Below are 17,183 nucleotides of genomic sequence, written 5' to 3'. Positions count from 1 at the left end.
CCTCATGAACTGCCTTCTTTTCATCCAAAGAACGAAATACTTTTCGCTTTGATTTATTAATAACAATATAACTTCTTTTGTGTCCAGGAACCGCACCTTTAATCATCAAAAGATTATTTTCAGCATCTACATCCATAACGCGTAATCCTTGCGTCGTTGTCTTTTCAGCGCCCATATGTCCTGGCATATGACGTCCTTTGATAGTCCGTGAAGGATCGGCACTTGAACCAATAGAACCAACGCGTCTATGATGCATTGATCCGTGTCCTTCCGGACCACCTGACCAATTCCATCGCTTCATACCACCCTGAAAACCTTTTCCAATAGAAACACCTGACACATCAACAAAATCACCAGACTTAAACAAATCTGCTTTGATTTCTTGTCCAATTTCGCAGGCGTCACCTTCTTGCGTTTCAAATTCTTTTATAATACGCAACGGCTTAACGCCGCTCTTCTTAAAAAATCCTAACTGAGCTTTGTTAAGTCGAGATTCTTTCACTTCCCCGTATCCAAGTTTAATCTTAACAGGAGATTCCTGAAGCTCAAGAACATAGCATGGACCTGCTTCAACAACCGTGACAGGAATAACGTTCCCGTCTTTGTCGAAAATCTGAGTCATGCCCAACTTCTTTCCTAATAAACCACGAACCATTTGAAAAATCTCCTATTGTTTTATTTCAACGTCAACACCGGCAGGAAGATTGAGTTTTCGTAACGCCTCAACCGTTTTTGCTGTTGGATCGATCAAATCAATCAAACGTTTATGTGTTGCGAGCTTAAATTGTTCTCTCGATTTCTTGTCAATGACTGGAGATCGAAGAACCGTGAAGAGTTCTTTCTTTGTTGGAATCGGAATAGGACCAGAAATTTTAGCACCAGTCCGTTTTGCAGTCTCAACAATCTCTTCGGTTGACTGATCAATTAATCGATGATCAAAAGCTTTTAATTTTATTCTTATTTTTTGCATGTTTATTCTTATCTTACGCGATAATCTCTGAAATAACTCCAGCACCAACAGTTCGTCCACCTTCACGGATAGCAAACCTTAGCTCTTTTTCCATAGCGACTGGAATAATTAATTCAATTTCAAGCTCAACGTTATCTCCTGGCATAACCATTTCAACGCCTGCCGGAAGCTGTGCTGTTCCTGTAACATCTGTTGTTCTAAAATAAAACTGTGGTCGATATCCCTTAAAAAATGGAGTATGTCGCCCACCTTCCTCTTTTGTTAAAATATAAACAGATGCCTTAAACTTTGTATGAGGTGAAATTGAACCTGGCTTGGCCAAAACCATTCCACGTTCGATCGCTTCTTTAGCAACACCTCGAAGAAGGAGCCCAACGTTATCGCCAGCCTGTCCTTGTTCAAGTTCTTTTCTAAACATTTCAACACCTGTAACAACAGTTTTTCCAATTTCTGGTCGAAGTCCAACGATATCCACTTCTTCTCCAACTTTAACAATACCTCTTTCAATTCGACCTGTCGCAACAGTACCACGACCCGAAATTGAAAAAACATCTTCAACTGCCATTGAAAACGGCTTATCTAATTCTCTTTCTGGAGCTAAGATATAATCATCAACAGCTGCCATAAGATCTAAGATTGGCTTTGTTTTCGTTTCATCGTCTTGATTATTTAACGCATCTAATGCGCTTCCCATAATGATTGGAGTATTATCTCCATCAAACTTATATTTTGAAAGAAGTTCTCGAAGCTCTAATTCAACAAGCTCAAGAAGTTCTTTGTCTTCAACTTGATCGCATTTATTTAAAAAGACAACAAGTCTTGGAACGTTTACCTGACGAGCCAAAAGAATATGCTCTCTTGTTTGAGGCATAGCACCATCAGCTGCAGAAACAACAAGAATTGCACCGTCCATCTGCGCTGCACCCGTGATCATATTCTTAATATAATCAGCATGTCCTGGACAATCAATATGAGCATAATGACGATTTTCTGTTTCATACTCAAGATGAGCGATATTAATTGTAACGCCTCTTTCCTTTTCTTCTGGAGCATTATCAATCGAATCATAACTACGCAGCGCAGCTAAACCTTTTTTCGCTAAAATTGTTGTAATTGCCGCACTTAAAGTTGTTTTTCCATGATCAACGTGACCAATTGTTCCAATATTCAAATGAGGTTTATTTCTTACGAATTTTTCTTTTGCCATGTTCTTTTTCCTCCCTTAAAAACTAAATTCTTTTTTAATTGCCTGATTTTCCTGTATTTCGTCCTTGTATTTTTTCGGCTACAAAGCTAGGAACCTCTGCATAATAAGCTGGCTCCATTGAAAAAGTAGCACGTCCTTGAGATAGTGATCGAATTGCACCAGCATAATTAAACATTTCTGCTAGCGGAACCTCACAACGAGCTGTTTTTAAAACACCTCTGTTACCCATCTCGGTAATTTTTGCTCGTCTTGTATTTAAGTCACCAACAACTGTTCCCATAAATTCTTCTGGGACAACAACCTCAATATCCATAATCGGCTCTAAGAAAACAGACTTTCCTTTTCGAAGAGCTTCGTGCAGCGCATTCTTTGCAGCCAACTGAAAAGCTAATTCGCTTGAATCAACATCATGATAAGAACCGTCGACAAGAGTGACTTCTATGCCGTCTACGGGATAACCGCCCAAAACACCAGTAAGTGCAGCACTTCGAATACCTTGCTCAACAGGCTTAATATATTCTCGAGGAATTGCACCACCTTTAATTTTATCAACAAAAGTAATACCTTTTCCTCTCTCCTCATGAGGCTCAACATTAATGATAACATGCCCGTATTGACCACGACCACCAGACTGAGTAATATGTTTTCCTGTGATACCCATTGCTTTTTGAGTAATTGTTTCTTTATAGGCAACTTGTGGACGCCCAACTTTTGTTTCAAGACCAAATTCTCTTTTCATGCGGTCAACGATAATTTCTAAATGAAGCTCACCCATGCCAGAAATAATAGTTTCGCCTGTTTCCTTATCATAATTTGCTCTAAAAGACGGATCTTCATCCAAAAATTTCTTTAAAGTCATTCCCATTTTATCTTGGTCTGCCTTTGTTAAAGGCTCAACAGCCATAGAAACAACTGGCTCAGGAATTCTCATGCTCTCCAAAACAATTCGATTAGATTCGTTGCAAAGTGTATCTCCAGATTTCGTTTCTTTCAACCCAACTAACGCCACAATTTCACCAGGACCCGCTTGGCTTATAATTTCTTGTTTATTTGAATGCATAACAACGATCTTGGAAATCTTCTCTTTAACACCTTGTGTTAAATTATAGATTGGGACTCCTGAAACAATTTTACCCGAATAGATACGTGTAAAAAATAACTTTCCAACATAAGGATCCATTGCAATCTTAAATGCCAATGCAGCTAATGGTTCAGACTCTTTTGGGTGACGTATAATTTCTTCTTCAGTTTTTGGATCAAGTCCTTTTACAGGTGGGACATCCAAAGGAGACGGAAGATAATCGCAAACAGCGTCAAGGACCATCTGAACACCCTTATTTCGAAGAGCTGTTCCACACAAAACTGGAATAAATGTATTAGCAACAACCGTTCTTCTGATCGCGCCATTAAGATCTTCCATTGTAATTTCTTGCTCTTCTAAAAACTTCTCCATCAGCTGATCATCAACTTCAGAAACTTTTTCAATCAACAAATGCTTATACTCTAAAGTTTTAGCTTTTAATTCTTCAGGAACATCTTGCTCAACTCTTTTAGATCCTTCTTTATCTTCATAAGTAATAAGTTTTTCTCTAATAATATCAACAATTCCTGTAAAATCGTCTTCGGCTCCAACAGGAAATTGAATCGCTGCTGCATGTGCACCTAAACGCTCATACATTTGACCTAAAACATTGTCAAAACTTGCTCCAAGACGATCCATCTTATTTATAAAAACAATGCGTGGAACACTATAGCGATCTGCTTGACGCCAAACAGTTTCTGTTTGTGGTTGAACACCGCTTGTTGCACAAAGCACAACAACGGCTCCATCTAAAACTTTCAAAGAACGCTCTACCTCAACAGTAAAGTCAACATGCCCTGGTGTATCAATAATATTAATTTTGCAATCTCGCCAAAAACATGTCGTGTTTGCAGAAGTAATCGTAATGCCTCTTTCTTGCTCTTGCTCCATCCAATCCATAACGGCTGTTCCTTCATCAACCGTACCCATGCGATGAATAACGCCAGCATAAAAAAGAATACGTTCTGTAGTCGTAGTCTTACCTGCATCGATATGCGCAATAATTCCGATATTTCTAACTTGATCTAATGTATGTTTATCTGCCATGCTGTTTTACCATCTCAAATGGGCGAAAGCCTGATTAGCTTCAGCCATCTTATGTGTTTCATCTCGTTTTTTAACAGCTGGCCCTTCGCCCTTAAAAGCAGCATAAAGCTCATCAGCTAATTTAACTTGAATTGGTTTTCCTTTTTTTGCTAACGCAAAATTTCGGATCCATCTAAGCGCAATAGAATTACCCTTAAGAGGTGAAACTTCCATTGGAATCTGATATGTTGACCCGCCGACTCTTCTAGCCTTAACTTGATTCCTTGGACGAACATTGTCAATCGCTTTAGAAAAAACTTTAACCACATCTTCTTCGGATGTCTTTTTCTTTAATAAATCAAAAGCACCATAAACAATGCGCTCTGCCAGCGTCTTTTTCCCCTCAAGCATGATCATCGCAATAAAAGTTGAAACTAATTGACTTTTATATTTTGGGTCTGGCTGTACTTGTCTTTTTTCTGCTCTACGTCGTCTCATTACTTTTCTCTTTTAGCTCCATATTTGGATCGCGATTTCTTACGACCTTTAACACCTGTCGTATCTAAAGTTCCTCTTACTATATGATATCGAACACCTGGCAAATCCTTAACTCGTCCACCTCGAACAAGAACGATGGAATGCTCTTGTAAATTATGTCCTTCACCAGGAATGTAGGAAGTGACTTCCATCTTGTTTGAAAGTCGAACCCTAGCAATCTTTCGTAAAGCCGAATTTGGCTTTTTAGGAGTCATTGTTTTAACTTGCAAGCAAACGCCGCGGCGTTGCGGGCAATTCATTAAAGCAGGAGATTTACCCTTCTTGCTTTTCTGCGTTCTTCTTTTCCTGATCAACTGTGTTATTGTCGGCATATTTAACCATCTCTATATTATGATAAGTTTTAAAGCCCGTCCCGGCAGGAATCAAATGTCCCACGATAACGTTCTCTTTGAGGCCTCGTAAATAGTCCACTTTACCAGAAGTTGCTGCGTCTGTCAAGACTCTTGTCGTCTCCTGAAAACTTGCAGAAGAAATAAAACTCTCCGTCGACAAAGAGACCTTTGTGATACCTAAAAGAAGCGGTGTTGCAGAAGCAGGCTTACCTTTTTTCTTTAATACAGCTTCATTAGATTTTTTAAATGCAACACGATCAACTTGTTGTCCAATAAGAAATTCTGTGTCGCCTGATTCTTCAATTTTAACCTTCTTAAGCATCTGTCCAATAATCAATTCAATATGCTTATCACTAATGTTAACACCTTGTAAGCGATAAACTTCTTGAACTTCGTTTAAGAGATATTCCTGCAAAACCTTGTCTCCAGAAACTCTCAAAATATCATGCGGAACGACTGGTCCTTCAGTTAACTGTTGACCAGCAAAAACACGATCCCCCTTATAAACATTAGGATGCTTTCCGTGTGGAATAACATATTCTTTGCTCATTCCAGTTTGACTTCGAACAATAATCTTTCGCGATCCTTTTCGATCTTCACCAAACTCAATAAACCCATCAATTTCACTAATAACCGCTGGATCTTTTGGACGTCGTGCCTCAAAAAGCTCAGCAACACGAGGAAGGCCGCCGGTGATATCGCGTGTCTTTCCAGATGCACGAGGAATCTTTGCCAAAAGCTCACCAGCACCAACTTCTTTCTTATCTCGAACAAGAATATGGGCTCCAACTGGAATGGAATAAATTCCAAGCACTTCTTTTTTTAAATCTGTAACAATGATTTGCGGATGATACTCTTGCTTATGCTCAACAACAACACGTTCAGTAACACCTATAATCGGATTTAGCTCTTCTTGAATAGTTACGTTTTCTTTGATGTCTTCAAAATTAACAATGCCTTGGACTTCTGAAATAATTGGAATCGTATAGGGATCCCAGCTAGCGAAAATAACACCTTTTTTGATCTCTGTTCCGTCGGAGAATTTAATTGTTGATCCCTGCAAAAGCGGATATCGTTCAAATTCACGACCAAATTCATCATTAACAGTAATCGTACCATTTCGATTTAGAACAACATATTCATCACCTTTTTGAACAACTCGAAGCTTATGATAATGAACAACACCAGCATTCTTAGAGCGAATGAACGACTGCTCAACCGATCGGCTTGCCGTACCACCAATATGAAACGTTCTCATAGTTAGCTGTGTTCCAGGTTCACCAATACTTTGTGCCGCAATCGGTCCAACAGCTTCCCCGATTTCAACTAACCTTTGTGTCGCTAAGTTACGTCCATAACAACGAATACAAACACCTCTCTCTGATTCACAAGTTAAAACGCTGCGAATACGGACTTTCTCGATACCAAGCTGCTCAATAATCTCTGCTTTTTCTTCCGTGATTTCTTGACCCGCTTCAACAACAAGCTGATCTGTCACAATATCAACAATATTATCTAAAGCAACACGTCCAACAATGCGTTCTCTTAAACTAACAACAACTTCATCCCCTTCAATAATCGCCGAAACCGTAATACCGTTGACTGTTCCACAATCTTCCTCGGTAACAACAATTTCTTGCGCAACATCAACTAAACGTCGCGTTAAATAACCAGCATCTGCCGTCTTAAGAGCGGTATCTGCCAAACCTTTTCGAGCACCATGTGTCGAAATAAAATATTCTAAAACCGTTAATCCCTCTCGAAAACTAGCAATAATAGGATTCTCAATAATTTCTCCTGACGGTTTTGCCATCAACCCACGCATACCAGAAAGCTGACGAATCTGCAAGCGCGATCCACGGGCACCAGAATCAGCCATAATAAAAACAGGATTAAATGGATCCATTCCTTTAAAAACTAAATCTGAGATTGATTCCGTTGTATGCGTCCAAATATCAATAATTTTATTATATCTCTCGCGGGCTGTAATAATACCTTTTCGATGCTGATCTTCAACTTTTGCAACCTCTTGTTTTGAATTCTTTACTAATACCTTTTTTTCCTCAGGAATCGTCATATCCGAAATACTGATCGAAATACCAGCATTTGTCGCTGAACGAAAACCAAGATCCTTTAAGTCATCCAAAAGAACAACCGTTGAATTCTGAGCAAATCGTTTGTAACAATCAGAAATAACAGCTCCTACTTTCTTTTTCGCCATCGTGTCGTTGACAAATCCAAAATCTTTCGGTAATAAATTATTAAAAATAATACGTCCTATTGTCGTCTCAATAACAATACTCTTGCTAGGTTCTTTCTTTTCAATTTCTCCTGATGGCTGCTGCTCTGGAATAACCAACGATGGCCTTTCTTCGCCCCAGACCTTTTCATCTTTCAATCTTAATTTAATACGAGAATGCAGCCCAATAAGGCCATCGTGATACGCAATGATAGCCTCTTCTCTTGAAGCAAAAAGTTTTCCTTCGCCGAGACCTTTTATCTTGTCCTTTGTTAGATAATAAAGCCCTAAAATAATATCTTGTGTCGGAGAAAGCAACGGCCTTCCATCTGCTGGCGAAAAAACATTATTAATCGACAGAAGTTCTAATCGACATTCCATTTGCGCTTCCAACGATAGAGGAACATGAACAGCCATCTGGTCTCCGTCGAAATCTGCATTAAAAGCAGCGCAAACCAGAGGATGAAGCTGTATAGCCTTTCCTTCAACTAAAATCGGCTGAAATGCTTGAATGCTCAAACGATGAAGCGTTGGAGCACGATTAAGCATAACAGGGTGATCCTGAATAACCTCGTCTAGAATATCCCAAACTTCGTTTTTTGCACGCTCAACCATTCTCTTGGCACCTTTGATTGTGTGGACAAAACCTCTTTCACGAAGTTTACGGATAATAAAAGGCTCAAACAATTCTAGTGCCATTTTCTTTGGCAGTCCACATTGGTGCAACTTAAGCTCTGGACCAACGACAATAACAGATCGTCCTGAATAATCAACACGCTTACCTAAAAGATTCATACGGAATCGTCCTTGCTTTCCCTTTAACATATCGGATAGCGATTTTAAAGGACGGTTGTTTGATCCCAAGACTGGACGTCCATGACGACCATTATCCAAAAGAGCATCGACAGATTCCTGAAGCATACGTTTTTCATTTCGAATAATAATTTCAGGAGCGTTTAAATTAATTAATTTCTTTAATCGATTATTTCTATTGATAACACGTCGATATAGATCGTTTAAATCAGAAGTTGCAAATCGTCCGCCTTCCAAAGGAACCAAGGGGCGTAAATCTGGTGGAATAACTGGCAAAGTCTTCAAAACCATCCACCCAACATCATTGCCTGATTTCTTAAAGTCTTCCGCAGTCTTAAGCGTTTTTGCTAGTTTCTTTGCGTTTGTTCCTGCTGGATTTGCTTTATCTAAATCTTTTCGAAGCTGTTTACATAAAACACCTAAATCGACCTGCTGAAGAAGATCAAGAATAGCTTCCGCCCCAATCTTTGCCTTAAACGAATCACCATATTTTGATAAACATTCTTGATATTTATCTTCTGATAAAAATTGCTTATACTTTAATTGTGTATCACCCTGATCAACAACAACATATTCTTCGTAATAAATAATTTTTTCTAAATCCTTAAGTGTTATTTGAAGCAAAGCAGACAAGCGACTAGGAACAGCTTTATAAAACCAAATATGGGTCACTGGACAAGCAAGCTCAATATGTCCCATGCGTTCTCGCCTAACAGACGAACGCGTAACAAGGACTCCACAGCGATCACAAACGATTCCTTTAAACTTAATCCCTTTATACTTGCCGCAATTACACTCCCAATCACGAACGGGTCCAAAAATTTTCTCACAAAAAAGACCATCTTTTTCAGGCTTAAGCGTTCGATAGTTTAGCGTTTCAGCTTTCTTAATTTCTCCATTAGACCATGACATGATCACCTCTGGAGAAGCTAATTTGATGCTAATGCTATCGTAAATTTTTTCTTCATTCATAATAATCTATTTTCCTTTTTTTCGCTCTTGAGACTCCGCTTGTGAATTTTCCATTCGAATATCCAAACATAACCCTTGCAATTCTTTCATAAGAACATTAAATGATTCTGGAGTTCCTGGAGTTAATTTCTGCTCGCCTTTAACAATAGCTTCATAAATACGGCTACGTCCAGCAACATCATCACTCTTAACCGTAAGCATTTCTTGCAATGTATACGCCGCTCCATATGCCTCCAAAGCCCAAACTTCCATTTCTCCGAAACGCTGTCCACCAAAATGAGCTTTTCCACCTAACGGCTGTTGCGTAACGAGTGAATAGGGCCCAATAGAACGTGCATGAATTTTTTCATCAACAAGATGAATAAGTTTAAGCATATAGATGTAACCAATTGTTATTTTTTGATCAAACGGAAGACCTGTGTGACCATCAAAAACAGTGGTTTTTCCATCTTCTGGCAAATTTGCTTCTTTTAAAAGAGCACGAATTTCTTGTTCAGTTGCGCCATTAAAAACAGGGGTTTGACACTCAAGGCCTAAAGCATGTGCAGCCCAACCTAAATGCGTTTCCAAAAGCTGTCCAACATTCATTCGAGACGGAACACCTAACGGATTAAGGATGATTTCAATTGGCGTTCCATCTTCCAAGAAAGGCATATCTTCTTCTGGTAAAATACGAGCCACAACACCTTTGTTTCCATGTCGCCCAGCCATCTTGTCTCCCTCAGAAACTTTACGTTTTGTTGCAACGTAAACCACAACTTTCTTTAGAACGCCAGCTGGAAGTTCATCGCCACGTTTAACTTTCTCAATCTCATGCTCTTGCTCTTCAGCCAATTCCTCTGACCGATCCGCAAAAAATCTTAAGGCATCCACTGCTTCTTCGTCTTTTTTGATTTCACGAAGATTCATTTTTTCTAACTTCTTTTTATCTATGCCAAAAATCTTACAAAGCTTCTTTTCTTTTTCTTCTTCTAAAAACTTAAGCTCCTGTTTGTAATAATTTTTAACCTTTTCAACAGCAATCATTTCTTTCTTTTTATCTTCTTTTGACTTTCTTCCTCGCTCATTACGTTGAAAAACTTCAACGTTCACAACAACGCCTTCTTCTCCTGGAGGAAGCGTTAAAGATGAATCCTTAATATCAGCAGCCTTCTCACCAAAAATAGCACGCAATAGTCGCTCTTCTGGAGAAAGCTCTTTTTCGCTCTTTGGTGTTACTTTTCCAACAAGAATATCGCTGGCCTTTACTTCCGCACCAATACGAACAATACCATCTTCTGTTAAATCTTTAAGCGCTTCTTCACCAACATTTGGAATATCTCGCGTGATTTCTTCATTTCCAAGACGTGTTTCCCTGGACTCTACTTCAAATTTCTCTATATGAATCGAGGTATACTTATCTTCTTTGACTAATTTCTGACTTAAAATAATCGCATCTTCAAAGTTGTATCCTCTCCACGACATAAAAGCAACTAAAATATTTCGCCCTAAAGAAAGCTTACCGTTTTTTGTAGCCATCCCATCGGCAATCACCTGGCCTTCCTGAACGTGATCCCCAGCCTTGACAAGAGGCTTATTATGAGTACATGTGTTAGAATTAGATCGAACAAAGTTTTTTAAATCGTATGTTTTATTTCCCACAACAATTTCTCTTGCATCAACCTTGACAACTTTTCCAGATTCTTTTGCTATGACAACAGTTCCAGAATCTCTAGCAATTGTTTCCTCCATTCCCGTACCAACATAAGGAACTTCTGTGTCCATTAAAGGAACAGCCTGACGCTGCATATTTGATCCCATTAAAGCTCTGTTTGCGTCGTCATGCTCCAAAAATGGAATAAGCGATGTTGCTGCAGAAACTAACTGCTTAGGCGAAACATCCATATACTCAACTTTACTCGGATGCACAAACGGAAAATCTGCACGATAACGACAAGAAACACTTTCTTCTAAAAAATTACCGCTTTTATCGAGCAAAGTGTTTGCCTGTGCAATATATTTTGTCTGATCAATATCCGCTGTTAAATATTCAATCTTGCTTGTTACGCGTCCATCAATAACTTTACGATATGGCGTCTCAATGAATCCTAAATCGTTAACACAAGCACATGTTGCCAAAGATGCAATAAGTCCGATGTTCGGACCTTCAGGCGTTTCAATCGGACAAAGACGCCCATAATGAGTCGGATGAACATCACGAACTTCAAAACCAGCTCGTTCACGAGACAAACCGCCAGGACCTAGAGCACTCACACGTCTTTTATGCGTTGTCTCAGCTAAAGGATTTCCTTGGTCTAAAAACTGAGATAACTGACTACGACCAAAGAAATCTTGAACTTGGCTTGAAAATAATCGAGAATTAATTAAATGATGCGCCGTTAAATTCTCAAACGTATTCATAACAACAAGACGTTCTTTAATTGATCTCTCGATCCTAGAAAGTCCAATACGCACTTGATTTTGGACAAGCTCTCCAACGGTTTTGATGCGTCGATTACCCAAATGGTCGATATCGTCTGTTTCGCCATGGCCATCTCTTAATTTAAACAAATATTTAATAACTTCAGCAACCGTTGCCAAGTCAAGAATACGATTATCTAAATCTACATTCATACCAAGCTTACGATTGATAATATAACGTCCAACCTTGCTTAACTCATATCGTTTTGGCTCAAAAAATAATCTAAAAAATAAACTATCGGCGACCTCAATGGTTGCTGGCTCCGTTGGTCGCATTTTGCGATAAAAATCAAGAAGCGCTTCTTCTTTTGTTGTTGTATGGTCTTTCTCTAGAGTATTAGCTAATTTTCCTAAATCATCACCAAAAACCTTTTTCATCTCTTCTTCTGTTGAAAGCCCCATAATGCGCAGAATTTGAGTTGCAGGAAAACTCCTTCGACGATCAATGTAAGCCAACAGGACATCATTTAAATCATACTTAATCTCAAACCAAGCTCCGCGAGAAGGAATAATACGTCCTTGATAAATACTTTTTCCTGTTGGATGCATTTCTTGCTCGAACGAAACTCCTGGTGGTCTTTGAATTTGAGAAACAGCAACACGCTCATCTCCGTTAATAATGAAAGTCCCCGTTTCTGTAATCAGGGGAAAATCACCAAAATAAACTTCTTGCTCTTTAACTTCAGCAGGAGTGATCAGTCTAAGCTTAACCTTTAGAGGCGCAGAATAAGTCATTCCTCGTCGCTGACATTCGCGAGAAGAATATTTTTCTTTTCCTAAATGATAGCTAACATATTCCAGGCGAACTTGACCATCATAGCTCTCGAAAGGAAAGGCCTCTCTAAAAGCTTCTTCAAGACCACGATTGTCCCTTTCTTCAGGACTCAAGTATCTTTGCAAAAACTTTTCATAAGCCACAACCTGGATATCAAGCAAATTAGGAAGTTGAAAGCTATCTTTATATTTGCTGAAATCTCTAATTTCTCTTTTTTTCATATTTTCTTTTCTTGGTTGAAGTTCTGAGCTTTTTTATTTAATTTCAACAACAGCGCCGGCATCAGCTAATTTCTTCTTTAATTCGTCTGCCTCTTCTTTTGTAACGCCTTCTTTAACGGTTGCTGGAGCAGATTCGACTAAATCTTTTGCTTCCTTTAAACCTAGGTTTGTTGCGGCTCTGACTTCTTTAATTACTGAAATCTTATTAGCACCAATTTCTTTTAAAACAACATCAAAAGATGTTTTTTCTTCTGCGGCAGCAGTTGCGCCACCCGCAGCACCAGCCATCATCGGGGCAGCCATCATAGGGGCTGCGGCTGAAATACCAAACTTGTGTTCAAGAGCTTTAACTAAATCAGAAAGTTCAAGAGCAGTTAAACCTTCGACTGTCTTAATCACTTCTTCTAGTTTCGGTGAAATCGCCTTGCTCTCTTTTTTCTCTTCTGCTGCTGGTTGTTGGTCAACCTTTTCTTCTACTGTATTTTCTGACATTTTACTTTCCTCCTGCTTTTTCGCTTAATTGCTTTAGTATTGATAATAAGTCTCTCGTCTTTCCTATCAAAGCACCTGCTAACCTTACCAATGGAGCTTGCATTGTTTGAGCCAACATCGTCAACAATGCTTCGCGACTTGGAAGATCTGATAGTCGTTGAACTTCGGATTCAGCAATAGCCCTGCCTTCTAAAATACCGCCTTGAACATTGAGACCCTCAAAATCATTGGCGAACTTGACTAAAACTTTTGCTACTTCGACAGAATCCTTGTCGCTCCAAACAAAAGCGATCTGATCTTTAATCTTTTCGCTTAATTCGGAAATATCTAAATCTTTTAATGCTCTTTGAGCAATACGGTTTTTTGATACATAAATTTCCGCACCGACTTGAATTAACGCCTTCCTAAATTCACTCATTTCAAAAGAAGAAACTTTAGAATAGCTGATCAAAAAAGTATTTTGGCGCTCTTGAACACTTTTTGAAATTCGGCTATTAACACTTTCTCTGATTAAACGTCCAACTTTCATCATAATGACACCCTTACCCCTGGACCCATGGTTGTTGACAAAGCAACACTTTTAATTAAATCGACCTTAACAGTTTGAGGTTTTGCATGATTAATTGCATCAAGCAAATATTTTACGTTCTCCAAAATTTTATCTGCAGAAAATGAACACTTGCCAACACCAACATGAACGCCAGCTTGCTTATCAGACTTAAATTCAACCTTTCCTGCCCTTACTTCATTAACAGCCTTCTCTATATCTATTGTTACTGTACCCGACTTAGGACTTGGCATCAAACCCCGAGGCCCTAAAACCTTCCCAAGCTTGCTCAAATCTCTCATAATATCTGGGGTTGCAATAACACAATCAAAATCCAAAAGTCCTTTAAGCACATTATCAATCAAATCCTCAGCACCGACATAATCAACGCCAAGCTCCTTAGCTTTCAAGGCCTGATCTCCCTTACAAAAAACAGCAATCCTTACTTTCTTCCCTGTTCCATGCGGCAAAACAGCTGTGCCTCTCACAATTTGCTCTGAGCTCTTTGGGTCAATATTTAGCCGAATATGCAACTCAACTGTTTCATCAAATTTGACTCTTGGAGCATCCAAAAGAAATTCAACTCCTTCTTTAAGAGTATAAATTTTCCCTTTTTCAATTTTCTCGACAGCTTTTGTCATCCGTTTACTTGCTTTAACCATCAGAAACCTCAATTCCCATACTTCTAGCTGTTCCTTGAATAATTTCAACAGCCTTATCAATGTCAATGGTATTTAGATCTTCCATTTTTTGTTTAGCAATTTCTTGAACTTGTTTTATAGTAATTGTTCCAATTTTTTCTTTTCCAGCTAAACCAGAAGCTTTTGCCAAATTTGCTGCTTTTTTAATAAGAACTGAACTCGGTGGAGTTTTAAGAATAAAATCAAAAGATTTGTCTTTGTAAACTTTAATGATAGCCGGCAAAATAAGACCTTCTCTGCCTTTTGTTTTTTCATTAAACTGCTTGCAAAACATCATGATATTAACACCATGCTGACCTAGTGCAGGACCAACAGGTGGCGCAGGATTTGCTTGACCCGCAGGAACATAAAGTTTTATTTGCGCAACTACTTCTTTTGCCATATTACACCTTCTCGACTTGCCAATATTCTAGTTCAACGAGTGTTGATCGACCAAAAATCGATACACTCACTTTTAATTTTCCGCGATCCGGATGAATCTCCATAACCACGCCATTAAAACTTGCAAAAGGCCCTTCGGTAATCTGAATCGGCTCACCAATCTCAAAAATAGTTTTTGGGCTTGGCTTCGCTTCGGTCTCTTCAGTTTTCTTTAAAATATTTTCAACTTCCTTTTCTGAAAGAGCCGCTGGCTTCTTGCCTGGACCAATAAATCCAGCAATTCCTGGAGTAGTCTTAACTAAATACCAGCTTTCATTGTTCATTTCCATATTAATCAAAATATAACCAGGAAAAAACTTTCGAGCTGATATACATTTCTTTCCGCGACGCACTTCAGAAACTTGTTCTGTAGGAACAACCACTTCCTTAACATACTGCTTCAAACTAGTCGTTGCCATTCTTTTATCTAGACCGGCTTTTGCGCGCTCTTCACAACCTGTTTGTGTATGGACAACGTACCACTTCATAGTATTATTTAATTATTAATCCTAATAGTCTAGAAAGGATAAAATCGGAAGTGCCAATAAACAACCCTAAGAAAAATGTGCTAACAAGAACAATCCATGTCGCTTCAATCAATTCAGCACGTGTTGGCCAATTGACTTTCTTAAGTTCTACTACTACTTCTGAAAAAAATTTTTTAATCTTTCCAAACATTTTATTATTTTTTTTCCGCAGGCCTGGTAGGACTCGAACCTACAACACTCGGTTTTGGAGACCGATGCTCTAGCCATTGGAGCTACAGGCCTAAGTTATTTTTTCTTTTCCCGATGCAAAGTATGTCGACGACAAAAACGACAGAACTTTTTAAGTTCAATCCGTTCTGGTTTTTTCTTTTTATCTTTTGTACTAGAATAATTAATCTGTTTACATTCTGTACATTGAAACTGAATATTTTCGCGCATTTTATAAATCTCGTTAGATCGACTTAAGCCCTCGACCGGAATTGAACCGGTGACCTCGTCCTTACCAAGGACGTGCTCTTCCTACTGAGCTACAAGGGCGGATATGTGAAACCAAAGTATACTGTTTTATCTAAAATTTGTCAAGTTTTTTATTAATTATTTTTCAATCTAAAGATATTAGAAATAATAGAGTTAGATCAATTTCATATTGTCTTGATTAATTTTAAAAAACGACGTTTTCCAACCTTCAAAATACCAGGATTTAAGGACCAATTTTCGCTATCAATTTTCTTGCCATCTAAACTAATCGCGCCTTGCTTTAAAAGTCGCCTCGCCTCATTCTTAGAATCCAAAATACCTGATTCAACCAAAACATCCACAATCGAGGCACCCTGTGAAGCCAATAAAATATTGTATTCAACAATGTCCTCTGGAGTTTTCTTCTGAGTAAAAACATTTTCAAAGCTTTCTCTCTCTTTTTTAGCAACTTTTTCTGAATAAAATTGTCTAACAATTTCTTCAGCAAGAGCCAATTTTGCCTCTTTTGGATGTATTTCTTTAACTTGAAAAATATCCATATCAGTCAGAAGCTCGTAGTATTCCATCATTATTTCATCGCTAAGAGACATTATTTTACCAAAAATCTCCTTTGGCGGCTCATCAATGCCAATATAATTACCTAAAGACTTGCTCATCTTCTGAACGCCATCTGTACCCTCTAAAAGCGGCATCATCACAACTGCCTGCGGTTCTTGACCAAAGGACTCTTGTAATTGACGCGCCATTAAAAGATTAAATTTCTGATCAGAGCCACCCAGCTCAATATCTGCCTTCAGGTAAACTGAATCATACCCTTGCATCAAAGGATAAATAAACTCCAAAATACTTATTTCCTTATTCTCATCCATTCGCTTTTTAAAATCTGCCCTAGCTAACATTTGGGCCACAGTGCATCGAGCTGATAAATCTAAAACATCTTGATTCGAAAACTTTTTAAGCCATTTACTGTTAAAAACAACTTTAGTTTTCGTTTTGTCAAGAATCTTAAACACCTGGCGCTCATATGTTTTAGCGTTCTTAAGAATCTGTTTTGGTGTCATGCGAACGCGCAGCTGATCACGCCCAGTTGGATCGCCAATTTGAGCAGTAAAATCTCCAATCAAAAAAAAGACTTTATGTCCTAAATCTTGGAATTGTCTTAGCTTTCTAAGTAAGACAACGTGACCCAAATGTAAGTCAGGGGCCGTTGGATCAAATCCAGCCTTAATATGAAGTGGTTTTCTCTCTTTTCGAGATCTTAGAAGCTTGCGCTTTAAAATTTCGATATTAATGATTTCCGTGGTACCGGAGGAGATTTTTTTAATGGTATCTTCGATTTGCATAATATTCGTTTTGACTCAAAATAAATGAAAATGCGTGACCGCCACCTTTTGCGCAGTCACG

At 38.6% G+C, this 17,183-nt stretch carries 15 protein-coding genes, 2 tRNA genes and 1 pseudogene; all 18 read right to left on the bottom strand.

Annotated elements, in window-relative coordinates; genetic code table 11:
• Positions 1–58: 58 nt before the first annotated feature.
• The 18 genes and pseudogenes from rplC to tyrS all read right to left on the bottom strand — a co-directional run bounded on the left by rplC (position 59) and on the right by tyrS (position 17,125).
• Positions 59–655, bottom strand: a pseudogene (rplC, locus tag PHY73_04035) (50S ribosomal protein L3).
• A gap of 12 nt (positions 656–667) precedes the next feature.
• Entirely contained in the window at positions 668–976 is a 309-nt protein-coding gene (gene rpsJ, locus PHY73_04030) for a 30S ribosomal protein S10 (protein MDD3374876.1), read from the bottom strand.
• Positions 977–983: 7 nt separating this feature from the next.
• Entirely contained in the window at positions 984–2,177 is a 1,194-nt protein-coding gene (gene tuf, locus PHY73_04025) for an elongation factor Tu (protein MDD3374875.1), read from the bottom strand.
• A 34-nt stretch (positions 2,178–2,211) separates the two neighbouring features.
• Positions 2,212–4,305, bottom strand: a complete 2,094-nt coding sequence (gene fusA / locus PHY73_04020; protein MDD3374874.1) for an elongation factor G — start codon at positions 4,303–4,305, stop codon at positions 2,212–2,214.
• Between the two features lie 6 nt (positions 4,306–4,311).
• The gene (gene rpsG / locus PHY73_04015; protein MDD3374873.1) at positions 4,312–4,782 is read right to left on the bottom strand and encodes a 30S ribosomal protein S7; all 471 of its coding nucleotides are present in this window, start codon (positions 4,780–4,782) and stop codon (positions 4,312–4,314) included.
• Complete coding sequence (gene rpsL / locus PHY73_04010; GenBank protein ID MDD3374872.1) at positions 4,782–5,153, bottom strand: 30S ribosomal protein S12; 372 nt, start codon at positions 5,151–5,153, stop codon at positions 4,782–4,784. The genes rpsG and rpsL overlap by 1 nt, the downstream gene beginning before the upstream one ends.
• Positions 5,095–9,198 carry a DNA-directed RNA polymerase subunit beta' gene (gene rpoC / locus PHY73_04005; protein ID MDD3374871.1) on the bottom strand — a complete coding sequence of 1,368 codons (4,104 nt, stop codon included), beginning with the start codon at positions 9,196–9,198 and terminating at the stop codon, positions 5,095–5,097. Before rpoC ends, rpsL begins: the two co-directional genes overlap by 59 nt.
• 6 nt (positions 9,199–9,204) lie before the next feature.
• Complete coding sequence (rpoB, locus tag PHY73_04000) at positions 9,205–12,654, bottom strand: DNA-directed RNA polymerase subunit beta (GenBank protein MDD3374870.1); 3,450 nt, start codon at positions 12,652–12,654, stop codon at positions 9,205–9,207.
• A 33-nt stretch (positions 12,655–12,687) separates the two neighbouring features.
• A complete protein-coding gene (gene rplL / locus PHY73_03995; protein ID MDD3374869.1) occupies positions 12,688–13,074 on the bottom strand; it encodes a 50S ribosomal protein L7/L12 in 387 nt (128 codons plus the stop codon).
• 73 nt (positions 13,075–13,147) lie between these two features.
• A complete protein-coding gene (rplJ, locus tag PHY73_03990) occupies positions 13,148–13,678 on the bottom strand; it encodes a 50S ribosomal protein L10 (protein MDD3374868.1) in 531 nt (176 codons plus the stop codon).
• Positions 13,675–14,355 (bottom strand): 50S ribosomal protein L1, encoded by a 681-nt coding sequence (gene rplA / locus PHY73_03985; GenBank protein ID MDD3374867.1) that lies wholly within the window; start codon positions 14,353–14,355, stop codon positions 13,675–13,677. Before rplA ends, rplJ begins: the two co-directional genes overlap by 4 nt.
• A complete protein-coding gene (rplK, locus tag PHY73_03980) occupies positions 14,348–14,776 on the bottom strand; it encodes a 50S ribosomal protein L11 (GenBank protein MDD3374866.1) in 429 nt (142 codons plus the stop codon). Before rplK ends, rplA begins: the two co-directional genes overlap by 8 nt.
• Position 14,777: 1 nt before the next feature.
• Positions 14,778–15,302, bottom strand: coding sequence for a transcription termination/antitermination protein NusG (gene nusG / locus PHY73_03975; GenBank protein MDD3374865.1), 525 nt, complete (start codon positions 15,300–15,302; stop codon positions 14,778–14,780).
• A 4-nt stretch (positions 15,303–15,306) separates the two neighbouring features.
• Positions 15,307–15,492 carry a preprotein translocase subunit SecE gene (gene secE, locus PHY73_03970; GenBank protein MDD3374864.1) on the bottom strand — a complete coding sequence of 62 codons (186 nt, stop codon included), beginning with the start codon at positions 15,490–15,492 and terminating at the stop codon, positions 15,307–15,309.
• An 18-nt stretch (positions 15,493–15,510) separates the two neighbouring features.
• Positions 15,511–15,584 (bottom strand) — tRNA-Trp (locus PHY73_03965).
• 3 nt (positions 15,585–15,587) lie between these two features.
• Entirely contained in the window at positions 15,588–15,740 is a 153-nt protein-coding gene (gene rpmG, locus PHY73_03960; protein ID MDD3374863.1) for a 50S ribosomal protein L33, read from the bottom strand.
• 26 nt (positions 15,741–15,766) lie between these two features.
• Positions 15,767–15,839, bottom strand: a tRNA-Thr gene (locus tag PHY73_03955).
• A 104-nt stretch (positions 15,840–15,943) separates the two neighbouring features.
• Positions 15,944–17,125 (bottom strand): tyrosine--tRNA ligase, encoded by a 1,182-nt coding sequence (gene tyrS, locus PHY73_03950; protein MDD3374862.1) that lies wholly within the window; start codon positions 17,123–17,125, stop codon positions 15,944–15,946.
• Positions 17,126–17,183 lie beyond the last annotated feature (58 nt).

The organism is Candidatus Omnitrophota bacterium, assembly GCA_028693815.1.
In the GTDB taxonomy this organism is placed as follows: domain Bacteria; phylum Omnitrophota; class Gorgyraeia; order Zapsychrales; family Aceulaceae; genus Aceula.
This window is presented reverse-complemented; position numbering and strand designations above follow the sequence as displayed.

Excerpts from the sequence above, each read along its gene's own strand:
- tuf (MDD3374875.1), bottom strand. The coding sequence starts at position 2,177 with ATGGCAAAAGAAAAATTCGTAAGAAATAAACCTCATTTGAATATTGGA.
- fusA (MDD3374874.1), bottom strand. The coding sequence starts at position 4,305 with ATGGCAGATAAACATACATTAGATCAAGTTAGAAATATCGGAATTATT.
- rpsG (MDD3374873.1), bottom strand. The coding sequence starts at position 4,782 with ATGAGACGACGTAGAGCAGAAAAAAGACAAGTACAGCCAGACCCAAAA.
- rpsL (MDD3374872.1), bottom strand. The coding sequence starts at position 5,153 with ATGCCGACAATAACACAGTTGATCAGGAAAAGAAGAACGCAGAAAAGC.
- rpoC (MDD3374871.1), bottom strand. The coding sequence starts at position 9,198 with ATGAATGAAGAAAAAATTTACGATAGCATTAGCATCAAATTAGCTTCT.
- rpoB (MDD3374870.1), bottom strand. The coding sequence starts at position 12,654 with ATGAAAAAAAGAGAAATTAGAGATTTCAGCAAATATAAAGATAGCTTT.
- rplJ (MDD3374868.1), bottom strand. The coding sequence starts at position 13,678 with ATGATGAAAGTTGGACGTTTAATCAGAGAAAGTGTTAATAGCCGAATT.
- rplA (MDD3374867.1), bottom strand. The coding sequence starts at position 14,355 with ATGGTTAAAGCAAGTAAACGGATGACAAAAGCTGTCGAGAAAATTGAA.
- rplK (MDD3374866.1), bottom strand. The coding sequence starts at position 14,776 with ATGGCAAAAGAAGTAGTTGCGCAAATAAAACTTTATGTTCCTGCGGGT.
- nusG (MDD3374865.1), bottom strand. The coding sequence starts at position 15,302 with ATGAAGTGGTACGTTGTCCATACACAAACAGGTTGTGAAGAGCGCGCA.
- secE (MDD3374864.1), bottom strand. The coding sequence starts at position 15,492 with ATGTTTGGAAAGATTAAAAAATTTTTTTCAGAAGTAGTAGTAGAACTT.
- rpmG (MDD3374863.1), bottom strand. The coding sequence starts at position 15,740 with ATGCGCGAAAATATTCAGTTTCAATGTACAGAATGTAAACAGATTAAT.